Here is a 22282-nt window from a genome sequence, read left to right on the forward strand (position 1 = left end):
CAATACAGTCATTGCTCGCAGCAGCTTGGTTTGACAGTGAGAATCTGGCAGCCCTTGCAAGGGGCGGTGCTATTTGCGCGGATTGCGTGGATATTGAGGAGGCATACTTGCTGGATGTGAGGCAGCGCCAGAGGAGGGCATTGAGGCCAGTCAGCGGTAGGGCTCGACGTAGGGCCGAGCGTGACTGACGTCAGTGTTTAAATCGGTAACAAATAAAATGGGAAGATGCCCAGGCATCTTCCCTTTCTGGTGATTTGAGGTAGCGGCTTTTGCAGGATCAGCCGTGTTGGCGGCGGTCGTTGGCCTGGGCGAGCAGCATGCGGCTTTCACGCAGGAACTGGTCGGCATGCTCACCGAAGAAACCGGAAACTTGCGAGAAGGCCTCGATGAAACCGTCCCTGTCCCCCCGCTCCAGCAGCCCCAGCGCTTCGCCGAAGTTTTGGTAGTAGCGACGGATCATCGCCAGATTCTGCGGTGACGACAAAATGATGTCGGCATAGAGGTGGGGATCCTGAGCGAACAGCCGCCCCACCATGGCGAGCTCCAGCCGGTAGATGGGGGAGCTCAAACTCAGCAGGCGATCCAGATTGGCCTGCTCCCGGGAGAGGTGCCAGCCATAGGCAAAGGTGGCGAAGTGACGCAGTGCCTGAATGAGGGTCATCGCCTCATCGTGGGCCTTGGCTTCCACCTGTTGCAAGCGGGCGCCCCAGATGGTCATCTGATCCAGCAGCCATTGGCTGGCGGCGGGGTCACGACCCTGGCAGCAGACGATCACCTGCTTGGCGAGACTCGCCACATCCGGCCCGAACATGGGGTGCAGTCCCAGTACCGGCCCTTGGTGCACCGCCAGCATATGTTCGAGCGGCGCTGCTTTCACGCTGGTGACATCCACCAACAGGCAGTGGGGGGGCAGGTTACCGAGGCGGTCGATGATCTGGCAGGTGATATCGATGGGCACCGCCACCATCACCAGACCGGCGTCGGCGAGGATCTCGTCAGCGCGCGGCCAGTCGGCTTGCTCCAGCGTCTCGACCCGGTAGCCTGAGAGGCTGAACATATGACCGAACAGCCGACCAAGCTGGCCCTGACCGCCGATGATGACCACTTTGCCAAGATCCGGCTTTATGCATTTGAAGCCTGTATCTTTCTCGCTGGCATAAGATTCACGCATCACCCGGCGCAGCACGTCTTCGATAAGATCGCCGGGCACCCCCAACTGCTCGGCCTCGGCGCGACGGCGGGCCAGCATGCTCGCTTCCCGATCCGGTGCATAGATGGGCAGACCGTGGCGGCTCTTTACCTCACCCACTTCTCCCACCAGGGCCAGACGGGCGGCCAGCAGATCGATCAGCTGCTTGTCCACCGCATCTATCTTATCCCTGAGTACATTCAACTCTTCAGCCATATCCAGCCCCTGCTGGCGCCGCAAGCGGCGGCGCCCTGAAAATCAAGATGCAACAAGGTATCACGGCATGAGCTGCCAGATGCCACCTGCGGTGATACCCAGATTGTTCAATAGGTTACGACAAGATACCACGGCTTACCGTGCAGTTCTGCCCTTGAGGGGGTCAGCCAGCTGGTTGTGGCAGCGGGCCAGCAGGGTAGCGGTGGTGTCCCAGTCGATGCAGGCATCGGTGATGGAGACCCCGTAGCGCATCTGCTCCTTGGGCTGCTCGCTGGACTGGTTACCCTCAAACAGGTTGGATTCGAGCATCACCCCGATGATGGAGCGGTTGCCCTCCTGGATCTGGTGGATGACGTTGTCGGCCACCTTGGGCTGCAAACGGTGATCCTTGCTGGAGTTGCCGTGGCTGCAATCCACCACCAGGCTCGGCAGCAGGCCCGCTTTCTCCAGCGCCTCTTCCGCCAGCGACACGTTGACCGAGTCGTAGTTGGGATGTTTGCCGCCGCGCAGGATCACGTGGCCATCCGGGTTGCCCTGGGTCTGCAGCAGCGCAACCTGGCCCTGCTGGTTGATCCCCATAAAGGCGTGAGGGGAGGAGGCCGCTTGCAACGCATTAATGGCAGTCCCCAGGTTGCCGTCGGTGCCGTTCTTGAAGCCGACCGGCATGGAGAGACCGGACGCCATCTCCCTGTGGGTCTGGGATTCGGTGGTGCGGGCGCCGATGGCTGACCAGGAGAAGAGCTCGGCCAGGTATTGCGGGCTGATGGGGTCGAGCGCTTCGGTGGCCAGCGGCAACTCCAGCTCCGCCAGCCAGCAGAGCAGCTCGCGGGCACGGTGCAGCCCCAGCTCCACATCGAAGGTGCCATCCAGATTGGGGTCGTTGATAAAGCCTTTCCAGCCGACCGTGGTGCGCGGCTTCTCAAAGTAGACCCGCATGACAATGTAGAGAGAGTCCTGATAGGCATCATGCAGCGCTTTGAGTCTGGTTGCGTACTCTTTGGCGGCGTCCATATCGTGGATGGAGCAGGGACCACAGATCACCAGCAGGCGGTGATCGCGACGGTGAATGATGTCGGCGATGGTATTGCGGGCCCCTTGCACGAATGCCAGCGCCTTGTCGGAGATAGGTAACTTCTCCTTGAGCTGGGCAGGCGTGATCATCACTTGTTCGGACTGGATATGGATGTTGTTCAGGGGGTCTCTTTGCATGATTTCATTCTCTCTACTGTATTAAGCCAAAAGCGTTTGTACCGATATATTTACGTTGGTACCTGCTTTGTTACGCAACCGCCCTCACCTTACCAAGGAAAAACAAACAATCAAGTGAAACTAGCGGATTTACCGCTAATAAGTTAGATAAAGGCGCTGCTATATAGCGCAAACAGGAATAATACAGAGGGTTTTTCGGAGGGGTAATGGTTGTTTTGTAATTTAATGTTTACGCTTTGAGGCGTAAAGGCTGCATTGTCCAGCTGTTCGACCACATTGAATGTCATCTCTGCAGCACAGCTACGCGATGGCAATGATGGTGTGAGGTGGCTATCTGGTCAGCCATAGAAAGAGGGAGCCATGATGGCTCCCTTTGCGGTAGGAAGGGGGATCCCGTCTGGCTGCGGATCAGCGCTTTTGTTTTCCCTGCAGCTCTTTGTTCAGGCGAGTGAGCATCCCCTGGGTGACCAGCACTATGCCCTGCTCGGAGCGGTGGAAGCGACGTGCATCTTCATCGGCGTTTTCACCTATCACCGTGCCTTCTGGCAGTTTGCACCCCTTGTCGATTACCACCCGGCGCAGTCGGCAACCGGCACCAATCTCCACACCCGGGAAGATAACGGCCTGATCCAGAGTGCAGAAGGAGTCGACCCGCACATTGGTAAAGAGCACCGAACTCAGGATGAAAGAGCCACTGACGATGGTGCCCCCGGCAAACATGGAGTTGATGGTCATGCCGTGCTGGCCGTTTCGGTCCTGCACGAACTTGGCGGGAGGAGTCATGTTCTGACTGGTCCAGATGGGCCAGTCCTGATCGTAGATATCCAGCTCAGGCGTGACGGAAGCGAGATCCATGTTGGCTTCCCAGAAGGAGTCCACGGTGCCCACATCGCGCCAGTAGGGGCGGCGATCCGGACAGCAGCCGACACAGGACATGCCAAACGGGTGAGCGAATGCGGTGCCCTCTTTCACCACGCGGGGGATCACGTCCATGCCGAAATCGTGATGAGACTGCTCGTTGGCAATGTCCTCTTCCAGCAGCTGATAGAGATACTCGGCATCGAAGATATAGACGCCCATGGAGGCCAGCGCGGTGTCGGCCTTGCCCGGCATGGCGGGCGGGTTGGCGGGCTTTTCGACGAAGGCGTTGATCTTGCGATCATCATCCACCGCCATTACCCCGAAGGCGCTTGCTTCACTGCGTGGCACCTCGATGCAGGCAACGGTCACCTTGGCGCCCATATTGACGTGGTCGAGCAGCATGGCGGCGTAATCCATCTTGTAGATGTGATCGCCCGCCAGCACCACTACATATTTGGGGGCGTGATCGCGGATGATATCCAGATTCTGGTAGACCGCATCGGCGGTACCCCGATACCAGTTCACCTCATCCACCCGCTGCTGGGCAGGGAGCAGATCGATAAACTCGTTCATCTGGTAGCGCAGGAAAGACCAGCCGGACTGGAGATGGCGCAACAGGCTGTGGGATTTGTACTGGGTCACGACACCGACCCGACGAATGCCGGAGTTGATGCAGTTGGAGAGCACGAAATCGATGATGCGGAATTTGCCGCCGAAATGAACGGCAGGTTTTGCACGGTTGTCGGTTAACTGTTTGAGGCGACTACCCCGCCCTCCTGCGAGTACCAAAGCCATGGTCTCGTTCAGCAACTGTCTGGATTTTGCTGTATTGGCAGGTTGTAACAACATCTCATATCCCTTTGTAGATAAATCACTACAATGTTGCCTCCTTTGAGCCCTCAAGAAAGTGCTTTCAGTCACACTTTATGGTTTCTGACGTAATAAAATGACCTTTTTGTTATTAAAAATGACGGGTTGATCCGTCATTGCTTTCAATATGGTCAGTTGTCAATTGAGACGAACCGAGCACCAAAAGGGGCGGCGAGAGACCGACAGGAGGAATGGGAAAAAGCCCCTGCCAATGGTTGGCAGGGGCCCGGTTCGCTGAGAACCGGTGAGCCGGGCCTGATTAACAAGATTCAGGCTGCGTTGGCCAGTGGCTCCTCGCTCTTCTTCTGGTAGGCCTGCGGGGTGAGCCCAAGCAGCTCCTGCACGGTCGAGGCGACGGTGATGGAGGAGACGGTGCCCACCAGGATCCCGGCAAACAGGGTGAAGGAGAAGCCGTAGAGGGCGTCACCGCCAAACAGCAACAACGCGCCCACGGTAAACAGGGTGGTGCCCGAAGTGATCATGGTGCGACTGAAGGTCGCCTTGATGGCCACATCGGAGCATTCGTGGATGCCCATCTGGGTACGCGAGCTCAGCAGATCCCGCAGCCTGTCCGAGATGACGATGCTGTCGTTGAGGGAGTAGCCGATCACCGCCATTAAACCGGCGATGATGTTCAGATCGAATTCGATCTGAAAGAGTGACAGCAGCCCCAGCGCCACGATGGCGTCATGGACCACCGAGAGCAGAATGCCGATGGCCTGACGCCACTCGAAGCGAAACGCCAGATAGGCCGACATCGCCAGCGAAGCGACCAGCACCGCCAGCATACCCTGCTGGAACAGTTCGGCACCCACCTGAGGGCCAACGATGGTGGTGCGCAGCAACTCGACCGGCATCCCCAACTGCTGGGTCAGCATGGTGGCGAGATCCGCCGCGGGCCAGGGCAGTTCGTGGGGGGGCAGCTTGATCAGCCACTCGCCGGGAATTCCGGCCGAGCTCAGCTCAACGGCTCCCGCCAGCGGGGAAACCAGCATGGCATTGAGCTCATGGGCCTCTTTTAGGGTCTGGATATGAAACTCCAGCAGGATCCCGCCGGTAAAATCGAGCCCCAATGTCAGGCCGTTCACCAGCAAGATAGCGACGCTGGCCACGGTCAGCAGGATGGAAGCCCACAGGCCGATATAGCGCCAACGGGTCAGCCCCATGGCAACGATCATTCTCAACATAATTCTCTCCTTGGCCAGCCAGCATCAGGCTGTTGGCCCATCACGACGTGTCGCGACACGCCGGGAAAATAGTGTTCTGCTTTGGCCGCTCCGGCCATATCCATAGCCGATGGCGCAGTCAAAGCCGCTCATCAGAGGGACTGCTGTCCCGTTACACCTTCAGCGTGCGCTCGCTGCTGCGTCCCCACAGGGGGTTGATGATGGCGCGCGTCCCCCAGATCCCGGTGATCATGCTGGAGAGCAGACCCAGAATGAGGGTGATGGAGAAGCCCTGCAGCGGCCCGGAGCCGATGGAGTAGAGCACCACGGCGCAGATGAGCGTAGTGATGTTGGCATCGAAAATGGTGTGGAAGGCCGAGCGATAGCCAAAGTCGATGGCGTTGGCCAGTGAGCCCCCTTCTCGCAGACGGTCCCTGATCCGCTCGAAGATCAGCACATGGGTATCCACAGCCATGCCCACCGTCAGCACCAGACCGGCGATCCCCGGCAGGGTCAGCACGGCGCCCGGCAGCACCGCCAGCATGCCGACCTGCATCAACAAGTTGGCGACCAGCGCCGTGATGGCAACCCAGCCGAATTTGCGGTACCAGGCCATCATGAACAGCATCATGCCCGCCATGCCGAAGGCCAGTGCGGTGAAGCCCGCCTCGATATTCTGCATCCCCAGCGTCGGGCCAATACTGCGTTCTTCCAGGATCTTGAGAGGGGCGGTGAGGGCGCCGGCACGCAGCAGCATGGCCAGCTCTTGCGCTTCCGGCAGACTGCCAATGCCGGTGATGCGGAACTGGTTGCCAAGGGCGGTCTGGATGGTGGCGACGTTGATCACCTCGCTCTGGGCGCGCAGTTTGCCTTGGGCGTTGGTTTTGTACTCGGTGAAGACGGTCGCCATCGGCTTGCCCACATGCTGTCGGCTGAACTGGTTCATCTTGCTGCCACCCAGGGTGTCGAGCACGATATTGACCTGGGGTTGCCCCATCTCGCCCATGTTGGCGCGAGCATCGACGATGTGCTCGCCGGTCAGTACCGGCTTGCGCGCCATGCCAACAGCCTGACCGTTGCGATCGGCGATATAGAAGTGGCTGTCGGCTTTGGCCTCGTAGAAGGCCAGCGAGGCGGTGGCGCCGATCACCTCTTTCGCCTGCTTGGGGTTATGTACCCCGGGCAGTTCGATACGGATGCCATCCTGCCCCTGACGCACCACCGAGGCTTCGACGATGCCTAGCTCGTTGATCCGTTTTTTCAGGATCGACAGGTTCTGGGTCACGGCGTTGTTGACCAGCAGGGTACGCTCCGCCTCGCTCAGCACCAGTTTCAGATCATTGCCGGAGCGGGTCAGCTTCCACTGATCCTGACGGGTACCGGCACTCTCTTTGATGATAGAGAGCCAGCTATCCTGTTCGGCCACCTCCGGCAGAGTGACGGCTACGGCGCCCTGTGCCGTGCGCGTGACACTGGCGCCGCGCAGATTGGCTTCACGGAAGCGGGTACGCAGGGTATCCACCAGATTCTTGGTCTGATTGTCGATGACAAAGTCCACGTCCACCCCGATCAGCAGTTGGGAGCCGCCACGCAGGTCGAGCCCCAGCTTGATGGGGTCGGCGCCGAGGCGGGTGATCCAGGCCGGCGCGTTGGAGTGAAACTCCAGGGTCAGGGCGGCACTATCGACCCCTTGCAGCTCCAGCAACTGCTTGGCGCGCTGCTGCTCGCCCTGGCTGGCAAAGACCAGCTCGACTCGCTCAGGTTGCTCAATGACCTTGAGCGGGGTCAGGTGTTTGTCGCTCAGCAACATCTGTTGCTGGGTGGTCAGGCGCTGCTGTCCGTGCAGGCCAAGGGAGGGCTGCTCACCGAAAAAGGTGGGCAGGGAGTAAAAGGTAAAGGTCAACAGCATCAATAGCAGCAGTGCGTACTGCCACTTGCTCATGCGGTTGAGAACGGTGCGATTGCTCTTTCTCATGGCAAACAAGCCTCTGTCAGGAGAATGGTGCCCAGGCCGATAACAACAAGGCTCGGCAAGGCGCAAAAAATGGGATGCATCAGATGCGGATCAGGCAGTTGCCGGATCCGTCAGGAAGAGGAGATGAGCAAACAGTGGATGTGCCAGCCCCTCCGGGGTCAGGCGCTCAGATAGCTCTGGGTGAAGCGATATTGCAGATGTTGGCGCTGTAGATGGCGCCGGTGGATCGCGCCGAAGCGATCGCGAAAACTCTGTTTGTGATAGAGCTCGGGTGCCAGCATCAGCCAGCCGAGCAGCAACAGCAGGATTGCTTGGGCAGACCAGCTCTGGATCAGCTCATAGACCACACTCTTGGGCTGGTTGTCACTGCGCAGGGATTGTTCGAGACGCAGCAGGTGATTCTGATGGCTGCCGACAAACTTGATGATGCCATCATCGCTGTCGCTAAGCTGATTGAACACCTGAGTCTGCTGCTGTTCACTCTGGGGAGATGCGGGTAGCAGCGGGCCTTCCATTCGGGCGATGGAACAAAGCAGGGTGAGGGCGATAACCAGAGTTACCAGCACCAGTTTTACTTTGTCGATAAGGCGCAAAAAGTTAATTCCCGATAAATAGAAAGGGCAAACTACCATAAGCGCCCGGTTTGAACAAGGTAGCCCCGGGCGCATGGCACCATTCGGTGCCGCTCGTCAGCTGCCGCTCATCTGCTTGAAGTCGCGTGCATAACCTTTGAGCAGGGAGTAGAGATGGGCCCGCTGAGAGATATCCAGCGACTGGCTCATGGCGCTCAGCCAGTTGACGGTACGCTGGCGCGACTGTTCGGTATAGCCGGTAAAGCGGCCATCCATCAGCCCATCCCCCTCGGCCAGCAGGTCAGTCAGCTCGCGGGTAAAGTCGGGACTCTGGCGCTGCTTCATCAGCCTGTCCAGCTCCTGGGTCCAGGACTCCTGAAACTCGAGCCAGGGGGGCATCAGCTCGTATTGCCATTCGGCCCACTGGGCCACCAGTGGCGCCTGTGCCGGTTTCACCTCGCCAATCCAGAACTCGAGTCGCTTGTTCATCTTGTCGCGAAACTCCGCCAGCATCTGCTCTTTGGGCTCAGTGGCAAAGTCCTTTTGCCGCTCCTGTTGCCGCTTGACCCGATCGGTCATAAAGCGGGCCACCTGCTCATCGGTCAGGGTGCGCGCCAGCCTGACCGCGCGGGGGATAGTGTTTTCAAGGGTACGGGTCAGACTCTGCTGCACCGCATCGAGATTGGTCGAGATCTGCTCCGGCGTCATGGGGCTGGCCACCGCCTTGGCCAGTGCATCGAGATCCTTGGCGTAGCGAGGCAGCTCGTGCTGGCGGTGCCAGACCATCAGCCCCTTCACTTCGCGGCTGAGCAGATCCTTCTGCGAATAGGAGAGGGCAAAGTAGTCATCCAACTGCCAGATGATGGCGGTATCGAGCCAGTAGTAGATCACCCGGGTGGAGCAGCCGGTCAGCAGCAGGCCGATCAGCAGCAGACCCCAGGTTTTCGGCTTGTGCCAGCGCACCTTGTTTATCATCTGTTACTCCAGTCGTTGCCGGTTGATGGCGATCAGGGTGTCATAGTCGAGTGAGGGCTGTTGCTCTGCCATCAGTAGGGCCCAGAGCAGGCCGATATAGTCGACCCAGGGTAAAAATGCCTCGCTCTGAAAATCGGGCCACTGGTGGCGCGGCACGGCCTGCAGATAGTGCGCTTCCAGCTCGTCGCGCCGCTCGGCGGGCCACTCATGGGTGCGCTGGATGCTGGCGAGCTCAAAGCCGGGGTGACCTGCCGCGCCATACTCCCAGTCGATGACCCAGGGTTTGCTTCCCAACAAGTTAGCCGGATTGAGATCATGGTGGCAAGGGCGCCAGCAATCATTTGGCTCACTGCTGGCGAGCAAGCCCCGCTCCAGGGCGGGCAGCCAGGAGGGAATGTGGGCCAGTCGGGCGCGATAGCCTGCGGCGTGGGCTCGCACCGCCATCACCACCGCAGGCAGCGGCAGGCGATGGAGCTTGCGCAGCACCTCCGCCAGCAGACGGGGCTGATCGGCTGCCGGTGGCGCCGCGTGTACCCAGTTTGGCTCATCGCACCATTCGAGCAGCATCAGACCGCTGGCGGGATCGCCATAGTGGCAAGGCAGCGCTAGTCCTTCGGCTATCGCCCCCTGATAAAGCTGCCACTCGGTGGGACGGTCGATGCCAAGGCGCACCGGGTCGGAGTGGCCCTGACGCAAAAAGTAACTGCGCCCCGAGGGGAGGCGCAGTCGATAGTTGCAGTTGGTCAGGCCTAACCCGAGTGGTTCCAGCTGCCCCTCCCGCCAGGGGGCGGGCAGGCTGGCCAGTAGCGGATCACAGTTGCCTGTCACCAGGAGTCTGTTACCAGCCAAAGGTGGATTTCTTCGCCTGTTTGCGGATCTCTTTCTGATCGGCCCACAGCAGTTCGCCGTTTTGCAGATCCATCAGGTTCATGGTCATCTGGTAGTAGACATCCTTCACCTTGCCATTGTCCTTGACGATGCTGCTGAGGTTGCCATAGACCATGTAGCGGGCACCGGTCTGCTTGCCCAGACGTACCATGGAGGCCGGGTCTACCATGCCGCTGCTCTGCTGGTATTCGAGCTGCTGCTTGACGGCGGCCACCTTGCTCATGTCAACGAAGCGGAATTTGCCGGCCCGCAGCAACTTGGTGCGGATGGTGTCGGTGATGGCTTCGGTATCGATGTGCTCGGAGGTCTTGTTGCGGATAGAGTCCATAAACATCACCGGACGACCGCCAGCGGTGATCTCGCTGGTGGCGGGGGAGGCGAGCATGGAGTCCGCCATCTTGTCGGCGATGGCCTGCAGATCGCTTGAGCCGTAATCGACGGTAACGGTTTCGGTTTCAGTGGGATCGCCATAGCTGACGGTGGTGCTGGAGCAGCCGCCCAAGAGCAATGCAGAGGTCAATATCAGCAGGGCATGATTCATTTTCATCAGTAGGATTCCTCAATCACTTCGCGTACGTAAATCCGGTAACCCTGCGCCGCCGGGCTGGGCGCCAGGGCCGAGAGGGTGCGGGTCTGATAGCCATGCAGCTTGATGGGGGTCCAGCCGCGGCCATCGCTGGCGACCTCCTGACCGGCCTCATCATACCAATAGAAGATATATTGCAGCTTGTTATCGCCGCGCTGGGTGCTGGCGGCGGCCACATTGACCTGCAGCAGGCCATTTTGCTGGCGGCGGCTCAGCTCGGTCAGGGTAACGTTGACGTTTTGATGCTGCTCCAGCGTGGGTGCACCGCCCGCCGGGCCATAGAGCGCCACGCCGGAGGTGTTGGTGGCGCAGCCGGTCAGCAGCAGCGCGAGCCCGAGGGCCAACCCGTATGCTTTCATCTTGCTCTCCTTAATCGGGTGAGTGGGGCCGCGTGTGAGCCTGCCCGGTTAATTGTCTTGCTCATCTATCTTCGCCATCTGCTCAGAGCGGCATCACCCGGGTGGTCAGACCGGCGCCGAGGCGCTGTACCCAGACCAGGGTGGTGCGTCCCTTGTGGATGGTGAGCGGTAATTGCCGCTGGGCTGCCCCCGCGCCCAGGATGAGATTGATGTCACCTGCCGGCACCATTCCCTGCCAGCTCGATGCCTGAGCGGGCAGCGTCAGCCAACTGCGGGTATCGGCCCGCTCCGAGAGGGTGTTGAAGATCCCCACCAGAATATTGCCCACATCCCCTCCCTCTTTGGCGGCGGTGCGGCGCATCTGCTCCTTGGCCACCAGTCGCAGCGCCTGGCGGGTCAGCATGCCGGGCAGCCGCTCCTGCAGATCTTTGGCGGCCAGCGCTTCCAGCCTGACCAGCTCGCTGGTCTGCTCGACCCGCTTGCCGACTTCCACCGTCAGCGGGCCGGTGTCGCTGGCCCGATTATCGTAATAGGGGATGGCGACGGTAAAGGTGCGAAAATCGCCGCGGGAGGTGGAGATGGGCAGCGGCAGGAACAGTTCTCGCCGTGCCGGGATCAAACCATCTTCAAACAGCACCACCAGTTGGCCTTGATCTTTTGCAAGCGGCGGCGCTTTGCGGCCTATCTTTTTCTCGGTCTCGCGGATCTCGTCCGGTGCGCCGCGCAGCCGCGCCAGACGCAGCAAGGCATCTTGCAGGCTGCGGTTGTCCGGCGCTATCTGGTAGCCGCGCTGATAGTCGACCCAGGCATCGTTGAGATCCCCGGCCGCCTCATAGAGCACGGCGGAAAAATAGAAGGTATAGGCGTTCTGAAAACCGTTTTTGACCTTGCCGATCAACCGGTCGAGATCCGGTGCGCCGCGCGACATCAGCTGGCGCATTTCGCCTTCTGCTTCGGCCTCTTCGCTCTCATCCTTCGCCTTGCGCACCTCATCGGCTCGCCGTTTAAGCGCCTGCTCCTGCACCTGATTGGCCCGGCGCACCTCTACCAGGGCGCCATCGGCATCACCCCGTTGCAGATAGTTGAGGGCCAGATAGTGATGCAGCATGGTGCGTTCGTAATCGGGAGTACGATAGGCCATCGACTGATCGTTGGTGAGCAGACTGCCCACCTGATCCAGACCGTGGCTCAGCCGGTATTCGGCCTGATTGTCTTCCCACTGAAGGCGGCTGTCGGCGGCGGTGAACGCCTGCTTGCTGCCCGCATCCTGACCGGCGAGCCAGGCAATGCGCCCCTGTTCGAGCCGATCCAGCACAAAGGTGTCATCCCCAAGGGTGGAGTCGCGCACTTCGGGCAGAGCCTCGGCGGCATGGCCCAGCAGCAGCTGGTTGCGCAGGGGCACCATCTGATCGGAGTAGGAGACGAACATATCCTGCCAGCGGGAGGCACAGCCTCCCAGCAACAGCAGAGCGCCGCAGAGCAACAGGGCGCTGCGGCAGGTTGAGGCGTGGCGATTCATTACTGGCTGAGCAGCGGTCCCAGCGGCTGGCCACCGACCAGATGCATGTGGATGTGGTAGACCTCCTGCCCGCCGTGGCGGTTGCAGTTCATGATGAGGCGGTAACCATCTTCGGCGATGCCCGCCTCGCTTGCCAGCTTGCGGGCCACGGTGAACATCCGGCCAAGGGCCAGTTCATGTTCGGCTTCCACGTCATTGACGGTGGGGATCAGTACATTGGGGATGATCAGAATATGGGTCTTGGCTTTGGGCTGGATATCCCGGAATGCGGTGACCAGATCGTCTTGATAAAGGATGTCGGCGGGGATCTCTTTACGGATGATTTTGCTGAAAATGGTTTCTTGCGCCATGGCTAACTCCCTTATATGAAACAGAAAATTGAACTAGAACCCCAAGCGGCTCCCGAAAGGGGGGCGAGCAGCACGCCAAGTGTGACATAAGCCGACATTTGACACAGCTGATGTCCCATTCCCTTCAGTTATTGTTAAAAATACCGATAGCCAGAGGGACGTCATCTGCAGCGCCTGTTCAGGGTGGTCTGCAGGGTATCAAAAGGACGGGGTACTCAGGCAAGGGACTTTTGCATATACAGCGGGACAATAATGAAACAAACAATGTCGGATCTCTCCATCTTGCAGCGAGTCTACCTTGGCTTCGCGATCCTGGTGGCCGTGATGGTGGCCAGTTCACTGCTCACATTTCGTAGTCAGGAGACCCTGGGGAATGCACTGGAGCAGGTTACCCAGCAGTCTATGCCGCTGGTGATTTCCAGTAGTCAGACCCAGATCACCCTGCTCAGCGCCAACAAGTGGCTGGGGGATGTGCTCACCGAGCAGGATCCCAAACAGCTGCCGGCCGAAGTGGCAGAACTGAAACAGGCCAAGGCTGCGGTGGGCAAGAGCCTTGATGTCTTGCGCCAGCAGGTGGCCCACCATCCCGAACTGCAAGGGGAGATGAGCAGCCTCAGCCTGCAGGTCGACAGCTACCTGCAACTGACCGATACCCTGCCCGGCGAACACGAGGCGCTGCTCACCCGACTGCACAAGGTCAATCTGGCCAAGGGGCAGTTTCAGGTCAGTCTGCCCCAGTTCAAGAAGAGTCTGGGTGACATGATGGTCACCATCGACGACAGCTTTATCAAGATGCTCTCCGAGACCCTGACCACCAAGCTCTCCGCCATCGAACTCTCCACCATGGACGCCCTCAACCAGACCATTCCAGCTCCCATCGAAGGGGCGCTCAAGCGCAACAAGATGCAGATCGAGGGGTTCAACAGCACCATCAAGGATCTGCAGGGGGAGCTGAAAAACTTCGAGAACGACATGGGCCACTATGTTCACGGCTTTGTGCGCGATACCACCGCAAGCGAAGGCGTGCTCTCCCAGTATCTGGCGCTGATGAAGCAGCAGGAACAGATGCGGGAGAAGAGCAAGCAGGCGAGCGCGCTCATCGTCGAGATCCAGAACCGGCTTGAGCGGATCACCGGCCAGAGTCAGCAGCTGATGAGTCAAAGCATTCAGCACGCCAAAGCCACACAGAGCCAGAGCACCCTGACACAGGGAACCAGCATCGTAGTCGCCATCCTGATCGCCATGCTGGTGGCTTATACCCTGGGCAAGGCCATTCGCCGTCCGCTCAGGGAGTTGCTGCGGGTGCTGACCGAAGTAACCCAGGGCGATATGACCCAGCGCATCGGTTTTCAGAGCAAGAACGAATTCGGTCAGCTGGGCAGCCAGATCAACCTGCTGATTGCCCAGATGGGGGAGGTGCTGGCGCAGCTTTCACAAGCGTCGGCCCAGCTTAACGATGCCGCCCACGGCAACCGCCACACCACCGAATCGGTGCGGGCGGATCTGGAGAAACAGCGGCAGGAGACCGCCTCGGTCGCCGCCGCCATGACCCAGATGGAGGCCTCGGTGCGCGAGGTGGCGCAGGCTGCCAACCAGACTCTGGAGCGGGTGCAGGATGTGGAGAAGGCCTCCGAGATGGGGCGCAAGGTGATGGCAGGCAATATCACCACCACTCATCAACTGGCGGGCAAGCTGCAACAGACCGGCAAGGTGATTGGTGATGTGAGCGCCATGAGCAGCCAGATCGGCAATATCCTCGATGTCATTCGCGGCATTGCCGAGCAGACCAACCTGCTGGCCCTCAACGCCGCCATCGAAGCGGCGCGGGCCGGCGAGCAGGGGCGCGGATTTGCGGTTGTGGCGGATGAGGTGCGCAGTCTGGCGGGCCGCACCGCCCAGTCCACCAGCGAAATCCAGACCATGATCGAAAACCTGCAGCAGGGAGTTGCCAAGGCGGTGACCGTGATGCAGGAGTGCTCCCGCGAGATGGACAGCTGCGTGGATCAGAGCTCTCACGCCAACAACGCCATGGAGGAGGTGCAGGGGATTGTGGTGCTGATCAGCGACATGTCGAGCCAGATCGCCTCTGCCGCCGAGCAGCAGCAGGCCACCAGCGCCGATATCGCCACCAACCTCAACCGCATCTCCGATATCTCGGATCTCAACTATCAGGGGATTGAGCGGGTAGCCGAGACCAGCCAGCAGCTGGACTCCCTTGCCGAGCAGCAAGAGAGCCTGGTCAAGCGTTTCCGCCTCAGTGCCTGATGGTCGAGAGTTGAAACAACAAGGCCCCGCAGATGCGGGGCCTTCTCTTTATTGCGGCTGCGTCAAGGGGATCAGGCGTAGGCAATCGCGCCCTTGCCGACCCCTTCATAGGCGACAATCTTGACGAACTTGTCGCCCACCATCTTCTTCACTTCGCGGGCGATGTAGCAGGCCAGCAGCTCAACCGTGGTGTCAGTGTCGATCATCTCCACCTCGGCGCTGGGGATGGCCAGCTGGAACAGCCCTTGCGGCGCCACATATTTGAAGCCGCAGTGATGCGCACCAAGCTGGGCATTGGCACGGGGGCTCAAAGCGAGCTCGGTCAGCGCCACCTTGTCCTCCTCGGTGCCGAGATAGATATCGCCCCAGCGTTCGGCCCAGTTGAGCTCAAGCTCCTGGTCGCGCTCGCCATCGACGTGGATCTCGATGGGAGAGCGGTGGCCGTGGGCGATGCGCTGGCAGTTGCCATCGTGCTTTTTCAGGCCGTGGCTGTAGTGGTAGAAGGCGCCGGTGATCGCCTCCTGACGCAGGGTCAGGGAGAGATCCTTGATATTGCCCGGCAGCCGTTTGGCCAGTACCGCCAGCAGGTAGCGGGTCACCGACTCTTTATCAACTTGCGGGGCCGGGATAAAGGCAAAGCCCTGGGATGGGCAGCGCAGATGGATGGAGCGACCCGGGCGCAGCAGATCCACTGTGCTTTCGTCACCATCCAGTGTCTCGATGTGGATCAGTGGGCACTCGGTCGGCACCAGCAGCTTGTGGTCCACCTCTTCATCGATGATCGACTTGATCAGCTTCTTTACCCGGCCAAAGTCCAGCAGCATGCTCATTTCGTTGAGCTCACCGCTCATTTCGATATCTACCAGCCAGCTCTCGCCCACCATGCCGCGGCGTTCGCACAGGTAGCTGGAGTCGATCACGGTCAAATCTCTTACAAATAACTTCATCAGTCAGGCCTTGCTACAGAGAAAGGGCAGTTTTGCGCTATTATGACCCGCGATTATCGGCAAAGGAACTGGAACCCCCCATGAACAAACTGCTTATCAAGAATGCCACCCTGGTCAACGAAGGCCGCATCTATGCCTCCGATGTGTTGATCGAGGGGGAACGGATTGCCCGCATCGCCCCGGATATCGAGGCGCCCGATGCGCTGGTGATCGATGCCGCAGGTCGCCATCTCATCCCCGGAATGATCGATGATCAGGTCCACTTCCGGGAGCCGGGATTGACCCACAAGGGGACTATCGCCAGCGAATCCCGCGCCGCCGTCGCCGGTGGCACCACCAGTTTCATGGAAATGCCCAACGTCAATCCCCAGACCACCACCCTCGACGCCCTCGAAGCCAAATACCAGATCGCCGCCAACTCCTCCGTCGCCAACTACAGCTTCTATCTCGGCGCCACCAACGACAACCTTGCAGAGATCAAGCGTCTCGACCCCAAGCAGTCCTGCGGGGTCAAGGTGTTTATGGGCTCCTCGACCGGCAACATGCTGGTGGACAATCAGGAGACCCTGGCGGCCATCTTCCGCGAAAGTCCGGTGATGATCGTGACCCACTGCGAAGACACCCCGACCATCGCCAAGGCGGAAGAGGCGGCGCGGGCCAAGTGGGGCGAGAATGTGCCGATGGGCGAGCACGGCCGCATTCGCAGTGACGAGGCGTGCTACAAATCCTCCAGCATGGCGGTGGCGCTGGCGAAAAAATACGGTGCCAAGCTGCATGTGCTGCATCTGACCTCGGCCAAGGAGCTGTCGCTCTTTACCGCCAGCCACGACCTGAGCGAGCTGAAGGACAAGAACATCACCGCCGAGGTGTGCGTTCACCACCTCTTCTTCAATGAAGCCGATTACGAGACCCAAGGCAGCCTGATCAAGTGCAACCCTGCGGTGAAGAGTGCCGCCGACCAGCAGGCACTGCTGGATGCGGTACGCAACGATGTGCTCGACATCATCGCCACCGACCACGCGCCCCACACCTGGGAAGAGAAGCAGAACAGCTACTTCAAGGCGCCGTCTGGCGTGCCGCTGGTGCAGCACTCTCTGCAGGCGCTGCTGGAGCTCTACCATAACGGCGTATTCACCCTGGAGACTATCGTCAAGAAGACCTCCCACGCGGTAGCCGAGCGCTTCCAGGTGCAGGATCGCGGTTATATCCGCGAGGGCTACTTCGCCGATCTGGTGTTACTGGATCTGGGCAAGCCCTATGTGGTCAACGATGACAACATCCTCTATCACTGTGGCTGGTCGCCCTTCAACGGCTACCGCTTCCACAGCACGGTGGAGATGACGCTGGTGAATGGCCAGATCGCCTGGCAAAACGGGCAGGTGACAGACCAGAACCTGGGCAAGCGGCTGACCTTTAACCGCTGATTGTTCGCAAAGCAGGCGAACGCACCGTGGCCGAGGAATTGGCGGCGTTTCCCTGTTGACAGGGCAGGGTCATCTCCATAAACTCTGCCCCCGTCAGCCGAGCTGACTCCGTCGGTGTGTAGCGCAGCCAGGTAGCGCATCTGCATGGGGTGTAGAGGGTCGGAGGTTCGAATCCTCTCACACCGACCAAATTCCCCGGTAAAGGCCTTGTCAAACGACAAGGCCTTTTCTTTTGCCTGCGATTTGCCGCACAGGCGCGAAGCCAGTGGTGATGCATGCTGGTCGCTGCTGGCGTGAGCAGATTGTGCAGCCACCGCGCTATATGGTGTAGTAACAACTCTGTTGCTCATTTGCCTGGCGAGGTTTCTCGTGTCTGCATCCGTATCTAAACCCTGTTGTCTGCTGATGCTCACCCTGCTGCTGGTGGGCTGCGCCACCCCTTACGAGAGTGAAAAGTCATTCTGGAACGGCCAGACCGGTTTTTCCCAGACCCGGCTTGGCCCGGACAAGTGGCAACTGGAGTTTGTCGGCAACGATTTGGTGGACAGGGAGACCGCCCGCAAATATGTGCTCAAGCGGGCAGGGGAGCTGGCACTGGCAGAGGGTTACTCCTGGCTCAAGGTCGATGAGCTGACCATTAACCGCGATGCCGTCAGGGTGACCCCATCACGGCCGATCTTCGGCTTTGACGAAGATGAACCGGATCTCTTTATGGCCCAGATGCAGGTGCAGCATACCATCTCGGCGCTGCTCACTTTTCGCCTGTTGCCACGGGCACTCGATGAGCGAACTCTGAATGCGAAATATCTCGCCGAAATCAAAATAAACAGTGATTAATATTGGTGGTTTGCAAGATCTATATCACATACACCTAATGGCAGGATAAAATTCTGGATAAAGCCTCTAGATTTACCCCCTGCTTTTAGGCATTCTCCCAGCATACCAGCCGCCAGGAATCAACGGCTCGGATCACAAAAACGGACTGTAGTGGCTCCCACGCCACTGTTTACGGCTTGCACCAATCAAAACCGGGACTCCCCCATGAAAATGAATAAACTGACGGTCGCCATCCTCATCTCCATGATGTTTGGCATCCTCACCGGCCAGGGCTATCGGATGTTTGCCGCAGATCAGGCTGCGGATTTCGCCAATAACATCACGATCCTGACCGATATCTTCCTGCGCCTGATCAAGATGATCATCGCTCCCCTGGTCTTCACTACCCTGGTGGTCGGTATCGCCAAGATGGGTGACACCCGCACCGTGGGGCGTATCGGTGCCAAGACCCTCGGCTGGTTCATGCTTGCCTCCCTGATGTCCCTGAGCCTGGGTCTGGTGATGGTGACCCTGATGCAGCCGGGTGTGGGTCTCTCGCTCTCCCTGCCCAATGACACCGCCAGCTCGGGCATTGCTGCCGGTGCTATTACCCTGAAAGATTTTGTGACCCACGCCATCCCCAAGAGCGTGGTCGAGGCGATGGCCACCAACGAGATCCTGCAGATCGTGGTCTTCTCCCTCTTCTTCGGTCTGGCTGCCGCCGCGCTCGGCGATCTGGCCAAGCCGGTAGTGGTGCTGATGGCCAGCGCCGCCGAGATCATGCTGAAAGTGACCGGTTATGTGATGAACTTTGCGCCATTCGCGGTGTTTGGCGCCATCGCCGCCATGGTGGCCAAAGAGGGGCTGGGTATTCTGGTTACCTACGGCAGCTTTATGGCCCAGTTCTACATCGCGCTGGCCTGCCTCTGGCTGCTGCTGATCGCCATGGGCAGCGTCTTCCTGCGTGGCCGTGTCATCAAGCTGCTGGCGATGATCCGCGAACCCATCCTGCTCGCCTTCTCGACCGCCAGCTCCGAAGCGGCCTATCCGAAGACCCTGGATCGTCTGGAGAAGTTCGGTTGTGACAAGCGCATTGCCAGCTTCGTGCTGCCGATGGGGTACTCCTTCAACCTCGACGGCTCCATGATGTACTGTACCTTCGCGGTGATGTTCATTGCCCAGGCGTATGGCATCGAGCTCTCCATGGCCCAGCAGATCACCATGCTGCTGCTGCTGATGGTCACCTCCAAGGGGATGGCCGGGGTACCGCGCGCCTCTCTGGTGGTGATTGCCGCCACCCTGAACCAGTTCCATATTCCGGAAGCGGGCATCCTGCTGCTGCTGGGGATCGATCACTTCCTCGACATGGGCCGCTCTGCCACCAACGTGCTGGGCAACGCCATCGCCGCCAGCGTGGTTGCCAAGACCGAAGACAGTCTGGGTGAAACCGTCGCGCTGGGCGAGAGTGAGCCAGCCAAAGCCTGATCACAACGCCATGAAAAATAAACAACAACGGCCCGCCAATGCGGGCCGTTGTTGTTTATGGCTCGTCTACACTGCTAGATAGTTTTCATCTGGAGTGTACGGTTATGAACATTGCTCGTCGGCTTCAACTGATAGCGCTGCTGGTTATGCTGGCGCTTGTTTTCCTCAGCTGGTTCAGTATCAACCGCCTTGGGGCTGGCAATCGAGACTTGAGCTATGTGACGGACAATACGGTGCCCAGTATTGCGCTGATCAAGGAGGTGCAGGCTGCGTTTTATGAGCTGCACTCCCGGGTTCAAAGCCATATCCTCAACACCGACAATGACAAGATGCAGCAGATAGAAGCGGATATTGCCGAGCATCGCAAACAGATCAATTCGCAACTGGAGAAATATAAAGCAGAGATGCTCTCCAATGACGAAGACCGACGCCTGACCGACGATGATCAGCGCATTATCGCGCAATATTATCAGGAGATAGACAAGGTTCTGCAGCTCTCCAGACAAAACAAGAACGATGAAGCGCGAGACATGTTGGCAGGAGAAGCCACCAGAGTGTTCCAGCAGTTTGCCAAGGCAATCGAGCTTCATGTCAACTTCAATATGGATTTGGGACTGGCGCTCAAGAAGCAGGGCCAGGAGAATTATGACAACAGCCTGCAAACCCTGTTGTTTATCGCCGGTGGTGCCACTGTACTGACGATGGGGCTGTTTGTCTGGTTGTTCAATCAGGTGGCCAATCCCCTTCGCACCGCCATGGATACCCTGACCCGGATCCAGCGCGACCTCAACTTTACCCTGAGAGCAGATGTGAAACAGCAGGATGAGATTGGTCTGACCCTCAATGCGGTCAACCGGCTGCTCGATACGCTGCAACAGACATTTACCGAATTTTCCGTCGGCAGCTTGCAGATCAAGAGCACTGCCGAATCCCTCTCTCAGGCAGCGCAGCACCTGGCCAGCTCGGCTAATCAGGCCAATGATGCCACCAGTCTGATAGCCGCCGGTGTGGAAGAGATGACGGTCAGCATCACAGATATCTCCCAGCGTACTCAGGAGACGAGCCGCATCACCAACGAGTCGGGGCAGCTGGCGACCGAGGGAGGCCGGACCATCGAGCGCACCGTCCATGCCATCAACGAGATCGCCGACTCGATCCGGCAGGCCTCGGCCGAGGTCATTGCGCTGGGTGAGGGCATTTCGCGCATTGGCGGTGTGGTCAACGTGATCCGTGATGTGGCGGGGCAGACCAACTTGCTGGCCTTGAACGCGGCCATTGAAGCGGCGAGGGCCGGGGAGTCAGGCCGTGGTTTTGCGGTAGTAGCGGATGAGGTGCGCAAACTGGCGGAGCGGACGGCGCAATCAACCCAGGAGATCTCCGCCACCGTAGAGGCGATCCAGCAGGAGTCGAACAATACGGTCTCCCGCATGCATCTTGTGGAGGAGAAGGTGAGCCAGGGGGTCACCATGGCGACCGAGAGTGGCGCCATTATTGCCGAAATCCGCAGTGCGTCGCACCGGGTGATGGAGCAGGTGGGCGAGATCACCAATGCCATCCGCGAGCAGAGTTCGGCCGCCGAGTCGATCGCCCATCAGGTAGAGCAGATAGCTCAGGTCGTGCAGCAGACCAGCAGCACAGCGGAGGAGACCTCGGCTGCGGCCGAGGAGCTCAATGTCACCACCGAGAGCATCCACCAGCAGATATCCCGCTATCGCATTCAGTAACGCCGACGGTTGTTATCCATCCGCTATCCCCGCCAGCCAGCTGGCGGGGATTTTTTTATATGGCTTGCTTAGAAGCCTGAGCCCGGTTGCTGCAAAAATGCCGCCTCTTCCGGTGTGCTGTTGCGACCCAGAATGTCGTTGCGGTGGGGGAAGCGGCCAAAGCGTTCGATGATCACCTGATGACGACGGGCAAAGTCGGCAAAGCCCGCGAAGGTTGCCTGCGCCGGTGTGCCAGCCTGCTCGGCAGCGAGTGCCTCGAACAGCGCCACACTTCTGGCCTGTTGTTCGCGGGATTCGGCATGCTCCAGTGGCAGATAGAAGAAGACCAGCTCCAGTGGTGAGAGGGATTTGTCCGCCCCGATGGATAGCCCTTTCAGGCAGAGATCCCTGGCCAGCGGATCCTGGGCAAAGGCCGCAGGCGTGCCGCGATGGATATTGCGCGGCAGCTGGTCGAGCAGCAGGATCAGCGCCAGCCGACCGCTGGGAGCATCGGCCCAGTGGGCGAGGCTGCCCTCGGCTGCGGCCTGTGCCAGCTCGCCAAATTGCTTGGCCAGCAGGGCATCCGTTTCGCTGCTTTTTCCCCACCAGAGGGGGGCTTGCCGTGTGGCCCGCAGGACATCATCGGCTTCGTAGCCAAACCAGAAATCGAGCAGAGGTTGCCAGGGTTGCATGGGAACTCCTTGAGGTGATTCAGAGGGAACCAGGAACAAATGGCTCAGGGGTGCTGCCGAAACGGCGGCTTCTCGTTACACTGTGCCATCTTTTGCCCGCAAGACGTAACCCCCCGATGGCGAGCGCCGGATTTTTGGCTCGGCCGATGATGGCCTGCGATCGCCATGAGGTGGTCCTGTTGACCCTGGTGGTTATCGGGACGTACACCTCTCTC

At 59.5% G+C, this 22282-nt stretch carries 19 protein-coding genes and 1 tRNA gene; 6 read left to right on the forward strand and 14 right to left on the reverse strand.

Annotated features, from left to right (window positions below):
• Positions 1–277 precede the first annotated feature (277 nt).
• From tyrA to hinT, 12 genes are all read right to left on the reverse strand, one after another.
• Positions 278–1405, reverse strand: a complete 1128-nt coding sequence (gene tyrA / locus AACT07_RS10795) for a bifunctional chorismate mutase/prephenate dehydrogenase (RefSeq protein WP_069527771.1) — start codon at positions 1403–1405, stop codon at positions 278–280.
• 135 nt (positions 1406–1540) lie between these two features.
• Positions 1541–2614 (reverse strand): 3-deoxy-7-phosphoheptulonate synthase, encoded by a 1074-nt coding sequence (locus AACT07_RS10800; protein WP_021231016.1) that lies wholly within the window; start codon positions 2612–2614, stop codon positions 1541–1543.
• A 408-nt stretch (positions 2615–3022) separates the two neighbouring features.
• On the reverse strand, positions 3023–4324 hold the full coding sequence (gene glgC / locus AACT07_RS10805) for a glucose-1-phosphate adenylyltransferase (protein ID WP_005334047.1): 1302 nt from the start codon (positions 4322–4324) through the stop codon (positions 3023–3025).
• A 290-nt stretch (positions 4325–4614) separates the two neighbouring features.
• Positions 4615–5532 (reverse strand): protein translocase subunit SecF, encoded by a 918-nt coding sequence (gene secF, locus AACT07_RS10810; protein WP_005334046.1) that lies wholly within the window; start codon positions 5530–5532, stop codon positions 4615–4617.
• A gap of 151 nt (positions 5533–5683) precedes the next feature.
• Entirely contained in the window at positions 5684–7486 is a 1803-nt protein-coding gene (secD, locus tag AACT07_RS10815; protein WP_069527676.1) for a protein translocase subunit SecD, read from the reverse strand.
• Between the two features lie 158 nt (positions 7487–7644).
• A complete protein-coding gene (locus AACT07_RS10820; protein ID WP_005334044.1) occupies positions 7645–8079 on the reverse strand; it encodes a hypothetical protein in 435 nt (144 codons plus the stop codon).
• A gap of 96 nt (positions 8080–8175) precedes the next feature.
• Complete coding sequence (locus tag AACT07_RS10825; RefSeq protein ID WP_069527677.1) at positions 8176–9033, reverse strand: DUF6279 family lipoprotein; 858 nt, start codon at positions 9031–9033, stop codon at positions 8176–8178.
• A 3-nt stretch (positions 9034–9036) separates the two neighbouring features.
• Positions 9037–9861 (reverse strand): phosphotransferase, encoded by an 825-nt coding sequence (locus tag AACT07_RS10830; protein WP_253182253.1) that lies wholly within the window; start codon positions 9859–9861, stop codon positions 9037–9039.
• Positions 9862–9871: 10 nt separating this feature from the next.
• Positions 9872–10468 carry a penicillin-binding protein activator LpoB gene (gene lpoB / locus AACT07_RS10835; protein WP_005344633.1) on the reverse strand — a complete coding sequence of 199 codons (597 nt, stop codon included), beginning with the start codon at positions 10466–10468 and terminating at the stop codon, positions 9872–9874.
• Positions 10468–10866 carry a YcfL family protein gene (locus tag AACT07_RS10840; RefSeq protein ID WP_005334038.1) on the reverse strand — a complete coding sequence of 133 codons (399 nt, stop codon included), beginning with the start codon at positions 10864–10866 and terminating at the stop codon, positions 10468–10470. Before AACT07_RS10840 ends, lpoB begins: the two co-directional genes overlap by 1 nt.
• An 82-nt stretch (positions 10867–10948) precedes the next feature.
• A complete protein-coding gene (locus AACT07_RS10845; protein WP_069527681.1) occupies positions 10949–12385 on the reverse strand; it encodes a COG3014 family protein in 1437 nt (478 codons plus the stop codon).
• Positions 12385–12735, reverse strand: coding sequence for a purine nucleoside phosphoramidase (hinT, locus tag AACT07_RS10850; RefSeq protein WP_069527683.1), 351 nt, complete (start codon positions 12733–12735; stop codon positions 12385–12387). Before hinT ends, AACT07_RS10845 begins: the two co-directional genes overlap by 1 nt.
• Positions 12736–12987: 252 nt before the next feature.
• Between hinT and AACT07_RS10855 the strand changes: the two genes are divergently transcribed.
• Positions 12988–15000 carry a methyl-accepting chemotaxis protein gene (locus tag AACT07_RS10855; protein ID WP_069527685.1) on the forward strand — a complete coding sequence of 671 codons (2013 nt, stop codon included), beginning with the start codon at positions 12988–12990 and terminating at the stop codon, positions 14998–15000.
• 71 nt (positions 15001–15071) lie between these two features.
• Here the strand turns inward: AACT07_RS10855 and AACT07_RS10860 are convergent, their stop codons facing one another.
• On the reverse strand, positions 15072–15947 hold the full coding sequence (locus AACT07_RS10860; RefSeq protein ID WP_069527687.1) for a 6-pyruvoyl trahydropterin synthase family protein: 876 nt from the start codon (positions 15945–15947) through the stop codon (positions 15072–15074).
• Between the two features lie 80 nt (positions 15948–16027).
• On the opposite strand from AACT07_RS10860, the gene AACT07_RS10865 reads away from it, so the two are divergent.
• From AACT07_RS10865 to AACT07_RS10885, 5 genes are all read left to right on the forward strand, one after another.
• Entirely contained in the window at positions 16028–17371 is a 1344-nt protein-coding gene (locus AACT07_RS10865; protein ID WP_069527689.1) for a dihydroorotase, read from the forward strand.
• Between the two features lie 112 nt (positions 17372–17483).
• Positions 17484–17560 (forward strand) — tRNA-Pro (locus tag AACT07_RS10870).
• A 216-nt stretch (positions 17561–17776) separates the two neighbouring features.
• Positions 17777–18208 (forward strand): CC0125/CC1285 family lipoprotein, encoded by a 432-nt coding sequence (locus tag AACT07_RS10875; protein ID WP_041235087.1) that lies wholly within the window; start codon positions 17777–17779, stop codon positions 18206–18208.
• A 204-nt stretch (positions 18209–18412) separates the two neighbouring features.
• The gene (locus tag AACT07_RS10880) at positions 18413–19672 is read left to right on the forward strand and encodes a dicarboxylate/amino acid:cation symporter (protein WP_005334018.1); all 1260 of its coding nucleotides are present in this window, start codon (positions 18413–18415) and stop codon (positions 19670–19672) included.
• 104 nt (positions 19673–19776) lie between these two features.
• On the forward strand, positions 19777–21396 hold the full coding sequence (locus AACT07_RS10885) for a methyl-accepting chemotaxis protein (protein ID WP_042083837.1): 1620 nt from the start codon (positions 19777–19779) through the stop codon (positions 21394–21396).
• Positions 21397–21464: 68 nt separating this feature from the next.
• Here AACT07_RS10885 and AACT07_RS10890 read toward each other — a convergent pair whose 3' ends face one another.
• The gene (locus AACT07_RS10890) at positions 21465–22067 is read right to left on the reverse strand and encodes a DUF924 family protein (protein ID WP_069527690.1); all 603 of its coding nucleotides are present in this window, start codon (positions 22065–22067) and stop codon (positions 21465–21467) included.
• Between the last annotated feature and the right edge of the window lie 215 nt (positions 22068–22282).

The sequence above is a fragment of the Aeromonas sp. ANP5 genome (assembly GCF_963870295.1).
GTDB classification, from domain to species: Bacteria; Pseudomonadota; Gammaproteobacteria; order Enterobacterales; family Aeromonadaceae; genus Aeromonas; species Aeromonas veronii.

What these genes read in the sequence shown, in the direction of transcription:
- tyrA (WP_069527771.1), bottom strand. Translation starts at nt 1,405, where the DNA reads ATGGCTGAAGAGTTGAATGTACTCAGGGATAAGATAGATGCGGTGGAC.
- AACT07_RS10800 (WP_021231016.1), bottom strand. Translation starts at nt 2,614, where the DNA reads ATGCAAAGAGACCCCCTGAACAACATCCATATCCAGTCCGAACAAGTG.
- glgC (WP_005334047.1), bottom strand. Translation starts at nt 4,324, where the DNA reads ATGTTGTTACAACCTGCCAATACAGCAAAATCCAGACAGTTGCTGAAC.
- secF (WP_005334046.1), bottom strand. Translation starts at nt 5,532, where the DNA reads ATGTTGAGAATGATCGTTGCCATGGGGCTGACCCGTTGGCGCTATATC.
- secD (WP_069527676.1), bottom strand. Translation starts at nt 7,486, where the DNA reads ATGAGAAAGAGCAATCGCACCGTTCTCAACCGCATGAGCAAGTGGCAG.
- AACT07_RS10825 (WP_069527677.1), bottom strand. Translation starts at nt 9,033, where the DNA reads ATGATAAACAAGGTGCGCTGGCACAAGCCGAAAACCTGGGGTCTGCTG.
- lpoB (WP_005344633.1), bottom strand. Translation starts at nt 10,468, where the DNA reads ATGAAAATGAATCATGCCCTGCTGATATTGACCTCTGCATTGCTCTTG.
- AACT07_RS10840 (WP_005334038.1), bottom strand. Translation starts at nt 10,866, where the DNA reads ATGAAAGCATACGGGTTGGCCCTCGGGCTCGCGCTGCTGCTGACCGGC.
- AACT07_RS10845 (WP_069527681.1), bottom strand. Translation starts at nt 12,385, where the DNA reads ATGAATCGCCACGCCTCAACCTGCCGCAGCGCCCTGTTGCTCTGCGGC.
- hinT (WP_069527683.1), bottom strand. Translation starts at nt 12,735, where the DNA reads ATGGCGCAAGAAACCATTTTCAGCAAAATCATCCGTAAAGAGATCCCC.
- AACT07_RS10855 (WP_069527685.1), top strand. Translation starts at nt 12,988, where the DNA reads ATGAAACAAACAATGTCGGATCTCTCCATCTTGCAGCGAGTCTACCTT.
- AACT07_RS10860 (WP_069527687.1), bottom strand. Translation starts at nt 15,947, where the DNA reads ATGAAGTTATTTGTAAGAGATTTGACCGTGATCGACTCCAGCTACCTG.
- AACT07_RS10865 (WP_069527689.1), top strand. Translation starts at nt 16,028, where the DNA reads ATGAACAAACTGCTTATCAAGAATGCCACCCTGGTCAACGAAGGCCGC.
- AACT07_RS10875 (WP_041235087.1), top strand. Translation starts at nt 17,777, where the DNA reads ATGCTCACCCTGCTGCTGGTGGGCTGCGCCACCCCTTACGAGAGTGAA.
- AACT07_RS10880 (WP_005334018.1), top strand. Translation starts at nt 18,413, where the DNA reads ATGAAAATGAATAAACTGACGGTCGCCATCCTCATCTCCATGATGTTT.
- AACT07_RS10885 (WP_042083837.1), top strand. Translation starts at nt 19,777, where the DNA reads ATGAACATTGCTCGTCGGCTTCAACTGATAGCGCTGCTGGTTATGCTG.
- AACT07_RS10890 (WP_069527690.1), bottom strand. Translation starts at nt 22,067, where the DNA reads ATGCAACCCTGGCAACCTCTGCTCGATTTCTGGTTTGGCTACGAAGCC.